The sequence below is a fragment of the Aestuariivirga litoralis genome, from assembly GCF_015714715.1.
Lineage (GTDB): Bacteria > Pseudomonadota > Alphaproteobacteria > Rhizobiales > Aestuariivirgaceae > Aestuariivirga > Aestuariivirga litoralis_A.
Genome location: NZ_WAHS01000001.1, coordinates 1,345,968 through 1,361,864, shown reverse-complemented (window position 1 = coordinate 1,361,864; position 15,897 = coordinate 1,345,968). Strand labels below are relative to the sequence as shown.

At 59.0% G+C, this 15,897-nt stretch carries 12 protein-coding genes; 11 read left to right on the top strand and 1 reads right to left on the bottom strand.

The window, feature by feature from the left end:
- Window positions 1–2 precede the first annotated feature (2 nt).
- From F8B91_RS07035 to F8B91_RS06985, 11 genes are all read left to right on the top strand, one after another.
- A complete protein-coding gene (locus tag F8B91_RS07035; RefSeq protein WP_196502965.1) occupies window positions 3–1,841 on the top strand; it encodes an ABCB family ABC transporter ATP-binding protein/permease in 1,839 nt (612 codons plus the stop codon).
- Window positions 1,842–2,169: 328 nt separating this feature from the next.
- Entirely contained in the window at window positions 2,170–2,874 is a 705-nt protein-coding gene (locus F8B91_RS07030; protein ID WP_196502964.1) for a phosphatidylserine decarboxylase, read from the top strand.
- 3 nt (window positions 2,875–2,877) lie between these two features.
- Window positions 2,878–3,702, top strand: coding sequence for a CDP-alcohol phosphatidyltransferase family protein (locus tag F8B91_RS07025; protein ID WP_196502963.1), 825 nt, complete (start codon window positions 2,878–2,880; stop codon window positions 3,700–3,702).
- Between the two features lie 12 nt (window positions 3,703–3,714).
- The gene (locus F8B91_RS07020; protein WP_196502962.1) at window positions 3,715–6,252 is read left to right on the top strand and encodes a hypothetical protein; all 2,538 of its coding nucleotides are present in this window, start codon (window positions 3,715–3,717) and stop codon (window positions 6,250–6,252) included.
- A 185-nt stretch (window positions 6,253–6,437) separates the two neighbouring features.
- Window positions 6,438–7,823: an aspartate aminotransferase family protein gene (locus F8B91_RS07015; RefSeq protein ID WP_196502961.1), complete on the top strand. Its 1,386-nt coding sequence runs from the start codon at window positions 6,438–6,440 to the stop codon at window positions 7,821–7,823.
- A 105-nt stretch (window positions 7,824–7,928) separates the two neighbouring features.
- Window positions 7,929–9,014, top strand: a complete 1,086-nt coding sequence (locus F8B91_RS07010; protein ID WP_196502960.1) for an ABC transporter substrate-binding protein — start codon at window positions 7,929–7,931, stop codon at window positions 9,012–9,014.
- 100 nt (window positions 9,015–9,114) lie between these two features.
- Window positions 9,115–9,987, top strand: coding sequence for an ABC transporter permease (locus F8B91_RS07005; protein WP_246714986.1), 873 nt, complete (start codon window positions 9,115–9,117; stop codon window positions 9,985–9,987).
- Entirely contained in the window at window positions 9,987–10,835 is an 849-nt protein-coding gene (locus F8B91_RS07000; RefSeq protein WP_196502959.1) for an ABC transporter permease, read from the top strand. Before F8B91_RS07005 ends, F8B91_RS07000 begins: the two co-directional genes overlap by 1 nt.
- 7 nt (window positions 10,836–10,842) lie before the next feature.
- Window positions 10,843–11,928 (top strand): ABC transporter ATP-binding protein, encoded by a 1,086-nt coding sequence (locus tag F8B91_RS06995; RefSeq protein ID WP_196502958.1) that lies wholly within the window; start codon window positions 10,843–10,845, stop codon window positions 11,926–11,928.
- Window positions 11,928–12,923, top strand: coding sequence for an agmatinase (gene speB / locus F8B91_RS06990; RefSeq protein WP_196502957.1), 996 nt, complete (start codon window positions 11,928–11,930; stop codon window positions 12,921–12,923). The genes F8B91_RS06995 and speB overlap by 1 nt, the downstream gene beginning before the upstream one ends.
- A gap of 212 nt (window positions 12,924–13,135) precedes the next feature.
- On the top strand, window positions 13,136–14,065 hold the full coding sequence (locus tag F8B91_RS06985) for a DMT family transporter (RefSeq protein ID WP_196502956.1): 930 nt from the start codon (window positions 13,136–13,138) through the stop codon (window positions 14,063–14,065).
- On the opposite strand, the gene ggt is transcribed toward F8B91_RS06985, so the two are convergent.
- Entirely contained in the window at window positions 14,062–15,816 is a 1,755-nt protein-coding gene (gene ggt, locus F8B91_RS06980; protein WP_196502955.1) for a gamma-glutamyltransferase, read from the bottom strand. The two genes, F8B91_RS06985 and ggt, sit on opposite strands and share 4 nt — an antisense overlap.
- Window positions 15,817–15,897: the final 81 nt, after the last annotated feature.

Here is a 15,897-nt window from a genome sequence, read left to right as displayed (position 1 = left end):
ATATGCGCAACAGGACCACGGGACAGAATTTCGAAGGCAGCCAATGGGAGACGATGCGCGCCCTGCTGCCTTATCTCTGGCCGAAAGGCAGGGCAGATCTCAAAAGCCGCGTGGTCATCGCCATGCTGCTGCTCCTGTTCTCCAAGGTGGTGACGATCCTCACGCCTTATGCCTTCAAGGGTGCAACTGATTCTCTGGTAGCCAACAAGGGCATTGAGGCCGCGCTGCTCTCCGTGCCGATTTTCATGGTGATGAATTACGGCCTGGGCCGCATCTTTTCGGTGGTCTTTGCCCAACTGCGTGATGCGGTCTTCGCCAAGGTCGGGCAGCGCGCCGTGCGTGAGCTTTCCTATTCCACCTTCAAGCACCTGCACAGATTATCTCTGAAATTCCATCTGGAGCGCAAGACGGGTGCACTCTCGCGCGTCATCTCACGCGGCATCAATGGCGTGGATTCGGTGCTGCGCTTTGCGCTGTTCAACACGTTCCCGACCGGCATTGAAATCGCCTTCCTTTGCGGCGCCATCGCCTGGTCACTGGGCTGGCTCTATTCAGTGGTCATCATCATCACCATCGTCGCCTATATCGGCTTCACCTATTGGGCCACCGAGCGCCGCATCGGCATCCGCAAGATCATGAACGAGGCCGACAATGATGCCGGCTCGAAAGCCATCGACAGCCTGCTGAATTTTGAAACCGTCAAATATTTCGGCAACGAGAAACACGAGGCCGACCGTTATGACGTCGCCATGGGCCGCTATGAAGGTGCGGCGGTAGATACCTGGGTTTCACTCGCAGGCCTCAATGCCGGGCAAGCGATCATCTTCTCTGTCGGCCTCACCATCGTCATGGTCATGTCCACAATGCAGATTCTCAATGGCACCGGCACGATTGGTGATCTGGTCCTGGTCAATAGCCTGATGATCCAGCTGGCCATGCCGCTGAATTTCATTGGCTCGTCATACCGTGAAATCAAGCAGGGCCTGATTGACGTGGAAGGCATGTTCTCCATCCTCAACGAAAACACCGAAATCGCCGACAAGCCGGGCGCTCCCGCTTTCATCGCCGGCAAGGGTGACATCACCTTCGATCATGTGTCCTTCGCCTATGATCGTGAGCGGCCAATTCTGAAAGGCGTGTCCTTCACCGTGCCCGCCGGAAAAACCGTCGCCATTGTCGGCCCATCGGGTGCTGGCAAATCGACGATCTCGCGCCTGCTATTCCGTTTCTATGACGTTACCGCCGGTCGCATCCTGATTGACGGGCAGAACATCGCCGATGTGCAGCAGGAAAGCCTGCGCCGCGCCATTGGCATGGTCCCGCAGGACACAGTGCTGTTCAATGACACGGTGCGCTACAACATCCGTTATGGCCGCCCCGATGCAACTGACTTCGAAATCGAACAGGCCGCCCGCATGTCGCAGATTCATGATTTCGTGATGGACCTCACTCATGGCTATGACACAGTGGTGGGTGAGCGCGGCCTCAAACTCTCCGGCGGCGAGAAGCAGCGCGTCTCCATCGCCCGCACCATCCTGAAATCGCCGCCCATCCTGATCCTTGATGAGGCAACCTCCGCACTGGACAGTTTGACCGAGCGTGAAATCCAGTCCGCACTGAAAGACGTATCGCGCAACCGCACCACTTTGGTCATCGCGCATCGCCTCTCCACCATTGTTGATGCTGATGAGATCCTCGTGCTGGAAAAAGGCCGCATCGTGGAGCGCGGCCACCACAACACGCTTCTTAAGAAAAAGGGCCTCTACGCCACCATGTGGTCGAAACAGCAGCAGGCCGACGAAGCCCGCCGCAAGCTCGCGGAAGTGGCCGGCGAGGCCTGAATCAATCTTTCGGTAAGGATGCGTGGGAATCTGCCGTTAATCCTGCGGCTCAAATCCACCGGGTTTCCCACCGTTTACCCTGTCCATTCACAAAAGTTTATTGTGGCACGGGCATAGTGGCTTGGTGACTGCAGCAAATGCAGCACGCCAAGAGCGTGAAGATAGCGGGGCCAAGCTACAGCGCTCTACCAATTCAGGGACTGTCACACAGAAAAACGGAAAAGGCAGCCGGGCCTCAGCGACAAGCTGAGCGCCTGGCGCGCGCCGTTTCAGGCTTTTGATTTGCCCTAGGAACACCTATACCCGTTTGCAACGCGGGAATCGTTGTGTGACCATTATTGACAGTATCAAATCGGGCCTGGCCCCGGTGCATAAGGAAGGCTGGCGCTTTGTCGCCATTTTTGCCGTTGTTACGGCCTTGTTTCAATGGCTTGGCTGGTGGCCGCTCACGCTGGTGGGCTGCATCCTCACCCTTTGGTGCGCCTATTTCTTCCGCGACCCGACACGTACGACACCGCTGGGCGAAAACCTGGTGATTTCCCCCGCCGATGGCCAGGTCAGCAGCATCGCCACCGTCATTCCGCCGCCAGAGCTGGACATGCCGCGCGAGCCCACCTTGCGCATTTCGGTTTTCATGAATGTCTTTGACGTTCACATCAACCGCGCCCCCGTGGCGGGCCGCATTGCCCGGCTGGCCTATGTGCCGGGCGCGTTTGTGAATGCCAATCTCGACAAGGCCTCCGAAGACAATGAGCGCCAGGCCTTCACCCTGAACGGCCCGCATGGCCTGACCATCGGCGTTGTGCAGATCGCCGGGCTCGTTGCACGCCGTATCGTTAAGTTTGTGAGCGAGGGCGACAGCCTGCAGGCCGGCCAGCGCTTCGGCCTCATTCGCTTTGGCAGCCGCGTGGATGTCTATCTGCCAGCCAATGTCAAACCGCTGGTGGGCATCGGCCAGCGCGCCGTGGCCGGAGAAACCATTCTGGCTGATTTGTCTGTGACGGGTGCCGCCACCGGCTATCGTGCCGGCTGACCCATGGCCCGTAAACCCGCCAAACAGCCCGTAGCACAAGTTGCTGCACCAGAGCCGTCCGCAATGCCCAAGCGCCGGAGCAGGGCGATAGGTGGCATCCCGATCCGTTTCCTCCTGCCCAATCTGTTGACGCTGCTGGCGTTGTGCAGCGGCGTCACTGCCATTCGTTTCGCGGTGGAAGGCAGGTTTGAGCTCGCAGTAGGCGGCATCATTTTCGCTGTGGTGCTTGATGGTTTTGATGGCCGCCTGGCGCGCTACCTCAAAGGCACTTCGCGATTTGGCGCAGAGCTGGACTCGCTGGCCGACTTTGTGAATTTCGGCGTAGCTCCCGCCATCCTGGTTTATTTCTGGTCGCTGAATTGGCTCAGCACCTTTGGCTGGGTCGTCTGCCTCATGTTGTCGATTGCCTGTGCCCTGCGCCTGGCGCGCTTTAACGTAGCTCTGGATGATCCGGACAAACCCGCCTGGGCGGCCAGCTTCTTCACCGGCATGCCCGCACCGGCTGGCGCTGTATTGTCATTGGCGCCGCTTTATCTGGGCTTCCTTGGCATTCTCACCGAAGGCCATTCCTTCATGCGGGCGATTGCAGCCTATGAAATCCTTGTTGCCGTGCTGATGGTCAGCCGCGTGCCGACATTCTCCGGCAAAACCTTTACCCGCGTGCCGCGTGAATTCGTGCTGCCGTTCCTGGCCCTCATGGTGTTGTTCGTGGTTTTCCTGATTTCCTATCCATGGGAAACGCTGGCGGCACTCTCCGCGCTCTATCTGCTGATGATCCCTGTCAGCGTGGCGTCCTACCGGCGCCACAAACGGGCGAAGGCCGGATGAGGGCGCACTGACATGGTGCGTTCGCTGTTCGAAGAATTGCGGGCCCGCTTCGAACCACCACCACTTTCCCAACCCAGGATCACGCCCAATCTTTTTGCCCGTGTGACGCGCTTTGCTTGGCGCAACGCCGTTGCAGTCATCCTCGCTTGGGCGTCGCTGGCCTGCCTCTGCGTGCTGGCCTCTGTCCTGCTGTGGAAGGCACCTACACTTGATCCGGCGCAATTCCCGATGGGCAATGCAGGCACATCCAGCGGTGGGCTTGCCTCCTGGGAAGACTTGCAGACGGTGCGCCTGGTGGCGCGCGATCCCGCCAAGCTGCGCGACGAACAACGCGAACTGGTCAGCGCCCTAAAAATCCGCGGTGATGTTTTTGCCTTCGTCTATTCCCCCGGCGTGGGCGACTATTACGACGACCGCGACATGCTCTACCGCCCGCTGGACGAGGTGAAGGCCCGCGTCGCCTATGCCTTGTCCCTGCAGCCGCTGTTCACTGCGGTGGCGGCGGCGCCCGCAGCGCAAAGCATGGCCACGCTGGTCACCGAAATTGCAGGCTCTGTGCAAGCGGGCCGTGACCCGGAAGGCCTCGATGATCTTCTCGCCGAGGCAGCCGATTCCGTGCAGAATCTTACGCGCGGCGAAGAAAAGCCGGTGAATTGGGCGCGGATTGCCGATCTGGAAGTGGACCCGGAAGGCAGCACCGCCACAATCCTGGCACTGCCAAAGCCGGGGCAGGATGCGGCAGCGCGAGATGTCACGCTGCGCACGCTGAATGATTTCCGCCACACCACCGATACCGACGCCATTTTCGCCGCCGCCAGCCATGGCGTGCCGGCCAAGGCAGGCCCGCCCTTCGATCCCATGCGCTTTGCCAGCGGCTTGGGCATCGGCCTGGTCTTCGCCGGTTTCCTTCTGGCCTTGGGCTTTGGCCGCCTGTCGCTGGTGCTGGCCTTCCTCGCGCCCATACTGGCGCTGGCGCCGGTCTTTGCCGCCTTGCAGCTTTGGGCCTTCGGTGTCGACTGGTTGGCCTATTGGCCGCTCTGGCTGGGCGGACTTCTGGTTTGTGGCCAGGTCAGCCTGCATCTGGTCATGGCGCTGGTCACTCGCAGTCCAACCCGCTGGGCGCGCGAGACCAGCCTGATGTTGTCCGCTCAATATGAAGGCCGCAATGCCTTGCTGCTGAGCGGTGCCTGCGTGGCCCCGTGGTTGGCTCTGGCTGTGCTGGCCTCCACCAGCACGAGCATCTGCGCAGCGCTAGCCCTGACCTTTGCCGTCCTCAGCTTTGCCTGCGCTCTCACTCTGCCGCCTGCGATTTTTCGCCTGATGCCCGGCGGCGTGCAATGGCGCGCCGCGCAATGGTTCGTGCCTGCGCACCGTGTTCTGTTTGAAACCGGCAGGTGGCAAGTCCTGTCGCGCGTTCTGGCGGTGGTGCTGGTGGTGATTTCATGTGCTGTCATCATGGCGCTCCCCAATGACAAGGCGGAGGTGCAGCTTGACGTGCCGGTCAGCATCATGGCGCAGAACAAGTCCGCAGTGGATGTCGCCATCACCCGCCTGCAGTCTTTCTCGCGTGCCAAGGGCGTGCGCTGGCTGGGCACATTCTTGCCGGAGGAGGGTGCCGCGAAAGCCGTCTATCTCAAGCAGCTGAAGGGCCAGTTCCCCCGCATCGAGCCGCTGCTGCGCCCATCGCCTGATGATATCATTGACCTGAAATATCAAATCGACTCCTTGCAGCAGAGCCTGCAGAAAATCGCCACAGCGGCCACGGCCAAGCCCGATCTCAAAGACGCCGCCGATGCCTTCCGCCGCAGCCTCGCCATTCTCGCCGCCACCGGCAATGACGATCAATTGGCCCATCTGGAAAACCGCCTGTTCGGCGGTTTCAACCGCCTGGCTGACCGGGCCGATGCGCTGGCCAGTGCCGAGGTGCCGGATCTCGATCATCTGCCTGATGAGCTTCACGCCGTGTTCGGCAATGCCGGGGGCCCATACCGCCTGCAGGTCACTCCGGCGGAAAATGTCTCCAATGCCGAACTGGCAATTGATCTTGAACGCGAGGGCTTTGACGTGCGCCATCCTGCCGCCGCTGCAGAGGAGCAGGCCCGCGCGCAAGTCAGATCCGTTCTCTGGGTGCTGGGCGGCGGCACGCTGCTGGTGTTGCTGGTTGTCGGCTACGCCTTCCGCGACATGCAGAGCGTGATGATCGCACTGGCGATCATTGTGGCCGCCGGGCTATCCATGGCCGCTCTTGATCGTTTCTGGGGCCATAGCTGGAGCCTCACTTGGCTACTGGTTTTCGTGGGCGTGCTCTCGCAACTCGCAGCCAGTGTCTATCTCACCCCAGCAGGCCGTGGCAGCACGGCACGCATGGCGATGGAGGCCTTCCTCGCACCCGTGCTGGTGGTGGCGCTTGCCTTGCCGCTGGAACTTCTCAATGCTGGCGGCATAGCGCCGGATATTGCATTCTTCGCGGCAGGTCTTGTCCTGGTGGCCATCGTGGTCGGCTTGCTTCACCAACACCGCCCGCCGGTGCACCGCGAATACGAGCTCTGATTGCACCCCCTTTGGCCCTGTGCCATAGTGCTGCGATGGAACGCTACAAGCCCAATATCAAGCGTAACGCCAAGCGCGATTTGCTCGTGGCCTGCGCCCGCATCGGCTTCAGCCCCTGTTCTTCAGCCCTCTGACCTAAGCGGCACTTTGTGCCGCTTCGTTTCTCATCAGCAGGAGTTTGAACCATGAATGTGCACAAGAAGAATCTCGATCTCGACGCCATCGTAAAGGCGGACATCACCCATCACTTCCATCCCTTTACCGATCACAAGGCCTTCCGCGCCGCCGGTGGCCCGCGCGTCATCACCCATGGTGACGGCGTTTGGATCTGGGATGCCAAGGGCAACAAGATTCTCGACGGCATGTCTGGCCTGTGGTGCGTGAATATCGGCTATGGCCGCAAGGAACTGGCCGAAGTGGCCTACCAGCAGATGCTTGATCTGCCCTACTACAACACCTTCTTCAAGACGACGACGGCACCTGCCACCGAGCTTGCCGCCAAGATTTCATCGGTCCTGCCCAAGCAGTTTCAGACCATTTTCTTCACCAATTCCGGCTCCGAAGGCAACGACACCATCGTGCGCTTCGTGCGCCATTACTGGAAGCTGATGGGCAAGCCCTACAGGCAGCACATTATCGGCCGCAAGCGCGGTTACCATGGCTCGACCTGGGTGGCCGCCAATCTGGGTGGCATGATCGGCATGCACGAGCAGGGCGGCGACCAGCTTCCCGGCTTCCACCACATTCAACAACCCTATTGGTATGATTTCGGCGGCGACAAGACGCCGGAAGAATTCGGCCTCGAAGCCGCCCAGGAACTGGAAAAGAAAATTCTCGAACTGGGGCCCGACAATGTGGCTGCCTTCATCGGTGAGCCGATCCAGGGTGCCGCCGGCGTGCTCATCCCGCCCTCTACCTACTGGCCGGAAATCAGCCGCATCTGCAAGAAATATGGCGTGCTGCTGATTTCGGATGAGGTGATCTGCGGATTTGGCCGCACCGGTAACTGGTTCGGGTTTGAAACCTTCGGCTACGAGCCCGACATTGTGAACATGGCCAAGGGCCTGTCGTCGGGCTATTTGCCCATCGGCGCCATCGCCTTCTCCGACAAGCTGATCGAGCCTTTCTTCGACAAGGGTGGCGAATTCTATCACGGCATGACCTATGCGGGCCATCCGGTAGCTGCAGCCGTCGCACTCAAAAACGTCGAGATCATGCAGTCCGAAAAGATGATCGAACGGGTGGCCGAACTTGGTCCTTATTTCAACCAGGCGCTAGCCAGCCTGAATGATCACCCCATTGTGGGCGAAACCCGCTCGGTGGGCCTGATCGGCGCCATTGAGCTGTCCAGCAACAAGGCCAAGCGCTCGCGTTTCAATGACTCAGGCCGCGTCGGCACCATGTGCCGCAACCATTGTTTCGACGTCAATCTGGTCATGCGCGCCTGCTGGGATACGATGGTGCTGGCGCCGCCCTTCTGCATCACCAGGGAGGAAATCGACGAGTTGGTGAAGCGGGCCCGCGTTGCGCTGGACAAAACCTATGCCGATGTGAAGGCCGAGATGGAGTAAGGCAATCTGCCTAATTTTTAACGTGGAAATTCCTCGCCGGAATGGCTTAATCTCTTGCGTCAAAGCTGATCCGGATTGTTTCAAACTCACCTGAAGGAGACGACGATGCCCAAACTTTCCCCCACCATGCGGATGAGCCGCCGCAACGCCCTGAAGGGCGGCCTCGGCTTTGCCGTTGGCGTGACCCTGCTGCCCTACAAGTCGATGGCGGCGGAAGAAAAGGCGCTGAACTTCTACAATTGGGATACCTATATTGGCGCAACCACGCTGGCCGATTTCAACAAGGCCACCGGCGTTGAGGTGAAGATGGATCTCTTCGCCGACAACGACGAACTCTTCGCCAAGCTCAAGGCCGGCAATCCCGGATATGACGTGATCGTGCCTTCGGGCAACTACATCCAGCGCATGGTGGCCGCCAAGATGCTGATGCCTCTCGACCACGCCAAGATCCCCAACTTCAAGAATTTCGCCAAGGAATTCCAGGATGCGGAATTCGATCCGGGCCGCAAATATTCGCTGGCTTACATGTGGGGCACGATGGGCATCGGCTACCGCAAGTCGAAGATGAAGGATGGCAAGACGCCGGATTCCTGGGGCTACGTGCTCGATCTGCCGGATTATGCCGGCCGCATCTCGGTGCAGGGCGACAGCGAACACGCCATCGGCATCGCCCTAAAGAAGCTCGGCTACAACTGGAACTCGACCAATGCCACCGAACTCGGCAAAGCCAAGGACCTGTTGATCGCGTCGAAGAAAAACATCAAGACCTTTGCCAAGGACAATGGCCAGGACTTGCTGGCTTCACAGGAAGTCGATCTCGCCGTCGAATATTCGGGCGACATTGCCCAGGTGAAATCCGAAGACGATGATCTCGACTTCTCGATCCCGAAGGAAGGCTCGAACCGTTGGCAGGACACTATGGCCATTGCGTCGGGTGCCCCTCATCCGGAAAACGCCCACGCCTTCCTCAACTTCATCTGCGACCCCGCAGTGAATGCTGAAATCGTCAAGACCATCCATTACGGCACGCCAAATGAAGCGGCCCGCGCCTTGATGGACGACGATTATAAGAACAACCCGATCACCTTCCCGCCGGCTGACGTACTGGCGAAATGCGATCCGAGCCTCTATCTCGGCGAAGATGGCCAGAAGGCCCGTGACGATATCTGGACAGCCGTTCAGGCCGCCTAAAATACGTAAAGCGGGGAGGGGGCAAATCTCCTCCCCGTGTTGCCCCCCTGATAAAAGTATGTAATCTTTCACCAGCACTAAGGCTGGGAGCCCCTCTATCTTGGATAATTGGAAAGACTACCGGAAAGTCTTTTTCACACTGGTCTCACCGGGCTCTTTGTGGCTGGTGGTTTTCTTTCTGATCCCGATGGCATTTCTGTTCGTGCTTTCCTTCTCGGAAAAGGCAACGATTGATGGCGTCATCTCCGCCACCGAATACAATTACGTCTCCACTTTCTCGAATTACATGGACGCTGCCGGCTGGAATTATCTGGTCCTGCTTTGGCGCGCTGTGTTGTGGAGCGCCATTGCCACCTTCATTTGCTTGATCCTGGCCTATCCGCTGGCCTTCGGCATTTCCTTCGCACCACAAAAATGGCGGCCTTTATTGTTGCTGCTGCTCATTCTGCCCTTCTGGATCAACCTGCTGATCCGCACTTATGCGCTGATGCAGGTTTTGCGCACCCAAGGCCTGCTCAATCAGTTTCTCGGCATCTTCGGCATCGGGCCTTTTGAGATGCTCTACAACAGTGGCGCGGTGATTTTGGGCCTCATCTATTGCTATCTGCCCTTCATGGTGCTGCCGCTTTATTCGACGGTTGAGCGCCTCGACAAATCCTATCTCGAAGCCAGCCTTGATCTCGGCGCCACGCAAGCCACCACTTTCTGGCGCGTCACCCTGCCGCTCACCATGCCCGGCGTGATCACCGGAATCATTCTCGTCTTCATCCCATGCCTCGGCTCGTTCCTGACCTCTGATCTGTTGGGCGGCCCCAACAGTTGGACCATCGGCAACGCCATCCAGAACCAGTTCGGCAGCGCCAACAACTGGCCCTTCGGTGCGGCTCTGTCCTTCATCCTGATGTTCGCCACCTTCCTCGCCATGTATGCGCGCCATCTCTTCGCGCTGCGCTCGAAAGGGGTTGACGCCTGATGGCCAAGCAATTGAAACCGGGACAGGGCCCCCTCGATTACAGCTCGCGCTGGTGGATGAAGGCCACTTTCATCCTTGTATCCGCTTTCCTCTACATACCCATTGCCACGCTGATCGCCTTCTCTTTCAACAGCAGCAAATACAGTGTGTGGAAAAGCTTCACGCTGGAGAACTATGTCAACGCCTGGCACAATGACGTGATCTTCTTCGCGCTCTCCAATTCGCTGGCAATCGCGTTTATTTCAACTTTGTTCTCCACGATCTTCGGCGTCACCACCGCCATTGCACTCTGGCGTTTCCGCTTCCCGGCCCGCGTGGGCTTTGAAATTTTCCTCGGCATGCCCATCGTGGTGCCGGAAATCTGCATGGGCGTGGCCATGGCGCTCTTCTTCAGCCAGACCGGCCTGATGCTGGCGGTGCGCGATCTGGTCTGGCCGCTCAATCTGTCCAACATCATCATCGCCCATATCGCCTTCTCTTTCCCCTTCGTCGCCGTGGTGGTGCGCGCCCGGCTGGTGGGCTTCAACCGCCAATTGGAAGAGGCGTCAAAAGATCTCGGTGCCACCGAATGGCAAACCTTCTGGAATGTCATCATCCCCTTCCTCATGCCCAGCATCGTGGCTGGTGGCTTGCTCGCCTTCACGCTCTCGCTGGATGATTTCGTGATCACCTTCTTCTCCTCTGGCCCGGGCTCCACCACCTTCCCGGTGAAGATCTATTCGATGGTGAAGAACCCTGATCCGCGCCAGATCAATGCGGCCTCTACCGTGCTGATCATCATCACCGTTCTCGCCACCGTGCTTGCAACCAAATTCCAGTCTCCCGGAAAATCCGGCACAGGCCATTGAGGAAACCATGACCGAACCGATCATCTCCATCCGTAATGTCACCAAGGAATTTGCCGGCGGGGTCAAGGCCGTCGACAATGTGTCAATCGACATTCAGCAGAATGAATTCTTCGCACTCTTGGGCCCCTCGGGCTGCGGCAAGACCACGCTGCTGCGCATGATCTCCGGGCTTGAAACGCCAACCGAAGGCCAGATCATGATCGGCGGCACCGACATGGCCTTCACACCACCGAACTTGCGCCCCACCAACATGGTGTTCCAATCCTACGCGGTCTTCCCGCATATGACGGTGGAACAGAATGTGGGTTATGGCCTGAAGGTTACTGGCGTGGAACCGAACGAGATCAAGCGCCGCGTGGCCGAAGGCCTGGAAATGGTGAAGCTATCGCATCTCGCCGCGCGCAAACCTGACCAGATGTCCGGTGGCCAGCGCCAGCGCGTGGCGCTTGCCCGCGCATTGGTAAAACGCCCCAAAGTGCTGCTGCTCGACGAGCCGCTCTCGGCCCTCGATGCCAAGCTGCGTGACGACATGCGCATGGAATTGACACGCCTGCAGGAAACCGTGGGCATCACCTTCATCATCGTCACCCACGATCAGGATGAAGCCCTCTCGATGGCCAGCCGCATCGCGGTGATGAACAAGGGCGGCGTGGCGCAAATCGCAACGCCAGCCGAACTCTACGAACACCCGCAAAACCGCTTCGTCGCAGACTTCATCGGCAAGGTGAATTTACTCGATGCAAAAGTGCTCAAGCAAAAGGGCAAGATCATTACCTGTGATACCGAGACGCTCGGTAAATTCGACATGGGCACCGACAAGGCCGCCGGCATGTCAGCCACGATAGCCATCCGTCCGGAAAAACTGAAGCTCGTCACCAAGGAAGCGAAGGGTGGCAAATTCGTCACCGCCAAGGCCATTGTGCGCGACGTTGCCTATTACGGCGACACCAGCCACATCATTCTCGATGTCGGCAAGAAGGAGCTGGAAGTGAACGTCCAGAACGACAGCCGCACAGGTGGTGCCGGTGTCGAACGCGGCCAGAAGCTCTGGGTGCAATTCAATCCTGACGATGCATTGGTACTGACTGAATAATGGCCCTCGAACTCGACAAGCTGGGCTACGTGCCCGGCGATGAAGCCTTCCGCCGCGAAAATTTGAAAGGCACCCGCTGGGAAGCCACCTATGCTGGCGCGCTCTCTTATATGCGCCGCAAATATACGCGCGACTTGAAGGGCGTGGATTTCGCCATCACCGGCATTCCTTTCGACCAGGCGGTGTCGCACCGCTCCGGCACGCGCATGGGCCCGGAAGGCATCCGCCGCGCCAGCGCCGAAAATGCCTGGGGTCCATACTGGCCGTGGAATTTCGATCCCTTCGACACGCTGGCCGTGGTCGATTACGGCGATTGCTTCTTTGATTGGGGCAACAAGGAAGCCTTCCCAACAACGCTGGAAAACCACGCCGCTGAAATCATCAACCAGAATGTCGAACTGATCTCGCTGGGCGGCGATCACTATGTGTCCTACCCGCTGCTGAAAGCCCACGCCAAGAAACACGGGCCTTTGGCACTGGTGCATTTCGATGCGCATCGTGATGTAGAGATCGACACCGGCGGTCGCATCGATCATGGCACCATGTTCGGCTACGCAGTGAAAGAGGGTCTGATTGATCCCGAGCATTCCGTGCAGATCGGCATCCGCACCACCTTCGTGGGTGAAACCACGATGGGCTTCCGCATCATCTATGCTGATGAAGTGCATGAAAGCACCAGCGCCCAACTCGCCAAGATCATTTGCGACAAGGTGGGCAAGAAGAAAGCCTATCTCACCTTTGATATTGATTGCCTCGATCCTTCGGTCGCCCCCGGCACCGGCACGCCCATTCCCGGCGGCCTCAGCTATCACCAGGCGGCCTCAATCATCCGCAAGCTTGGCCCGATCAATTTCATCGGCATGGACGTGGTCGAAGTCTCGCCACCCTATGACCACGCCGAACTCACCTCCATGGCTGCCTCAGCGCTGGTGCTGGAATATCTCTGCCTGAGAGCCGCGCAAAAGGGTGCCCGCGCCGTGGTGATGCCGAAGTAATCCACTCACTCCGTCATCCCGGCGAAGGCCGGGACCCCGCTTCTTTTCACGCGCTCAATGTAAGAAAGCGGGCCCCCGGCCTTCGCCGGGGTGACGATTGAAACTGAGGAAATGAGCGTGAGTCGCATTCACCTCTCCATCCGTCTTTAGGCCATGCCCGGCCCCGCCCACATCGGCTATGACTGAAATCCACTCACGCCGATTCATTCCCCATGCCCACCTCCACCGCCCGCCAAAATCTGATCGGCATTGTCTGCCTGTGCGCCGGTTCACTGGTTTTCTCGCTCCAGGATTCCGTCATCAAATCGATCAGCGGCACCGAAGCGGTTACGCTGGCCATCGTCTTCCGCGCCATTGTGTCGATGCCTATCCTGCTCGCCATGGTGGCCTGGGAAGGCAAGGGCAGTCTCAAGGCACTCTATGACCGGCAGATCCCGCTCATGCTCCTGCGTGGCCTCTTCCTGCTCATTTCCTACACCAGCTATTTCATGGCCTTCCCGGCGCTGCCGCTGGCCGAAGCGGTGGCGCTTTATTTCATGGTGCCGTTGGTGGTGATCGTGATTTCCGGCCCCATGCTGGGCGAATATGCTGGCTGGAAAAGCTGGTGCGCCGTGCTGCTGGGCCTGGTCGGTGTGTTCATCATCCTGCAGCCCGGCACGGCCCTGTTCAAACCGGCAGCACTGCTCTCGCTTGTCTCGGCCTTCGCCTATTCCTTCGGCCAGTTGCTGGCTCGCAAATTCGGCGCGCGCTCGCCCGTCACCGTGATGGTCTTCTACCAGAACTGGGTTTATCTGCTCGGCGCTTCGGCGATAGCCGGCGGCGTCCATATGCTTGGCCTCAAGCCCTTCGGCAATCCCAGTATAGATTTCCTGCTGCGCGAATGGAACTGGCCCACCTGGCATGTGGCCGGCCTGATGGCGATCTGCGGCGTGATCGCCGCCCTGGGCTCGACCTTCCTCGCCAACGCCTACCGTATTGGCCAAGCCAATGTCGTCGCCCCCTTCGAATATACTGGCATGTTCTGGGCCATCGTGTTCGGCTTCGCATTCTTCGGCGAAGTGCCCACCTCAACAACGGTGCTGGGCATGCTGCTCATCTCCGGAGCAGGGGTTCTGGCACTGCTGGCCGGGCGGAAGACTTAGTAACCCACCGCCGCGCCGGCGCTGCGCCGGTCATCATGCGCGCCATAATATTTACCGGGAATCGGCTTGCCGCCCGCCATCGCGTCATTGCCGGAGCTCTGCGTGGTTGACGCCTCCGGTTGCGGCCCGATCAGGATGGACTCTGCCGCACCCCAGGGCGTCTGCTCCACCAGCTTGTACCCCATGTCAGTCAGGATCTTCGCCGTATCGGCAGAGAAAGCAAACGGCTCAGCACTGATCTGGTCCGGCAGCCATTGGTGATGAATGCGCGGCGCATCCACGGCTTCCTGAATGGTCATGCCATGATCGACCACATTCAAAATCGCCTCCAGCACAATGGTGATAATGCGCGAGCCGCCGGGGCTGCCCAGCACCATGTAAACCTTGCCGTCCTTCTTCACGATGGTCGGGCTCATCGAACTCAGCGGCCGCTTGCCCGGTGCGATCACATTGGTAGAGCCTTGCACCAGCCCGAACAGATTGGGCACGCCGGGCTTCACGGTAAAATCATCCATCTCGTCATTGAGGAAAAAGCCGGTATCTCCCGCCATCACCCGCGCGCCGAAATAGCCATTGATCGTGTAGGTAATCGAAACCGCGTTGCCCGCCGCATCGACGATGGAAAAATGCGTAGTCTGCGTCCCTTCATGCGGCGGCGTGCCGGGCTTGAGATCAGCCGAAGCCGTGGCCTTCATGGGATCAATCGTGGTTCGAATAGCCGCCGCATAATCCTTCGATGTCAGCCTATCGACAGGGTTCTTCACAAAGTCCGGATCGCCCAGTGAGAAATTGCGGTCCACATAGGCATGGCGCATCGCCTCCGCCATCACATGCACGCTGGCAGCGGAGTGAAAGCCCATATCGTGGATCGGATAACCTTCCAGGATATTCAGGATTTCGCAGATCGTCGTTCCGCCGGAGGAGGGCGGTGGCGATGAAATCACTTCCAAACTGCGATAAGTGCATTTCACCGGGGCCAGTTCTTCAACCGTGTAATCCTCAAAATCCTTCTTGCTGAAAACCCCGCCACCCGCCTGCGAAGCGGCAACCACTGCATCGGCAATCGGCCCCTTGTAGAAGGCATCCGGCCCAGTATCAGAAATCTGCTGCAGCGAAGCGCCCAGTTTTTTCTGCACTAATGTGTCGCCGGCTTTCCAGGGATTACCTGCGTTCAGAAACACCTCTGCCACATTGGACTGGATCACAAAATCTTTTGAGCCGAGCGCCAGAATATCCACATCGCCCTGATCCAGCGTGAAGCCGTCATTGGCCAGCTTGATCGCCGGCGCCATCACATCGGCACGCTTCATCGTGCCATATTTGGAAAGCAGCGTGTCCAGCCCCAGCACCGTGCCGGGCACGCCGGCGGCCAGATAGCCGACCAGGCTCGCATCCTTCTTCACCTCGCCCTTGTCATCAAGATACATTTTCTCAGTGGCGGCCAAAGGCGCTTTCTCGCGGAAATTCAGGAAAATGTCGCGCCCATCCGCCAGATGCAGCGTGGCGAAGCCGCCGCCGCCAATATTGCCGCAGCACGGATTGGTCACCGCCAGCGCATAACCCACAGCAACAGCGGCATCGACCGCGTTGCCGCCAGCCTTCAAAATATTCAACCCCACGTCAGAGGCCAGATGCTGCGAGGTCACCACCATGCCCTTGTCCGCCGCGACAGGCGCGCGGGTCACAGCAGTGGTGATCGTCAGCGAAAGAATGAAAGCGGTGCGGAAAAGAAAGTGAAGGGGATGTCGCATGATAAGGCATATACTCCTATAGGAATAAATTGTCAAGCTGAATTTTGTGTCCGGAACAATATGCGCTATGCTCAAGCGTAA

Coding starts and splice junctions, on each gene's coding strand:
- F8B91_RS07035 (WP_196502965.1), top strand. CDS start 3: ATGCGCAACAGGACCACGGGACAGAATTTCGAAGGCAGCCAATGGGAG.
- F8B91_RS07025 (WP_196502963.1), top strand. CDS start 2,878: ATGGCCCGTAAACCCGCCAAACAGCCCGTAGCACAAGTTGCTGCACCA.
- F8B91_RS07020 (WP_196502962.1), top strand. CDS start 3,715: ATGGTGCGTTCGCTGTTCGAAGAATTGCGGGCCCGCTTCGAACCACCA.
- F8B91_RS07015 (WP_196502961.1), top strand. CDS start 6,438: ATGAATGTGCACAAGAAGAATCTCGATCTCGACGCCATCGTAAAGGCG.
- F8B91_RS07010 (WP_196502960.1), top strand. CDS start 7,929: ATGCCCAAACTTTCCCCCACCATGCGGATGAGCCGCCGCAACGCCCTG.
- F8B91_RS07000 (WP_196502959.1), top strand. CDS start 9,987: ATGGCCAAGCAATTGAAACCGGGACAGGGCCCCCTCGATTACAGCTCG.
- F8B91_RS06995 (WP_196502958.1), top strand. CDS start 10,843: ATGACCGAACCGATCATCTCCATCCGTAATGTCACCAAGGAATTTGCC.
- speB (WP_196502957.1), top strand. CDS start 11,928: ATGGCCCTCGAACTCGACAAGCTGGGCTACGTGCCCGGCGATGAAGCC.
- F8B91_RS06985 (WP_196502956.1), top strand. CDS start 13,136: ATGCCCACCTCCACCGCCCGCCAAAATCTGATCGGCATTGTCTGCCTG.
- ggt (WP_196502955.1), bottom strand. CDS start 15,816: ATGCGACATCCCCTTCACTTTCTTTTCCGCACCGCTTTCATTCTTTCG.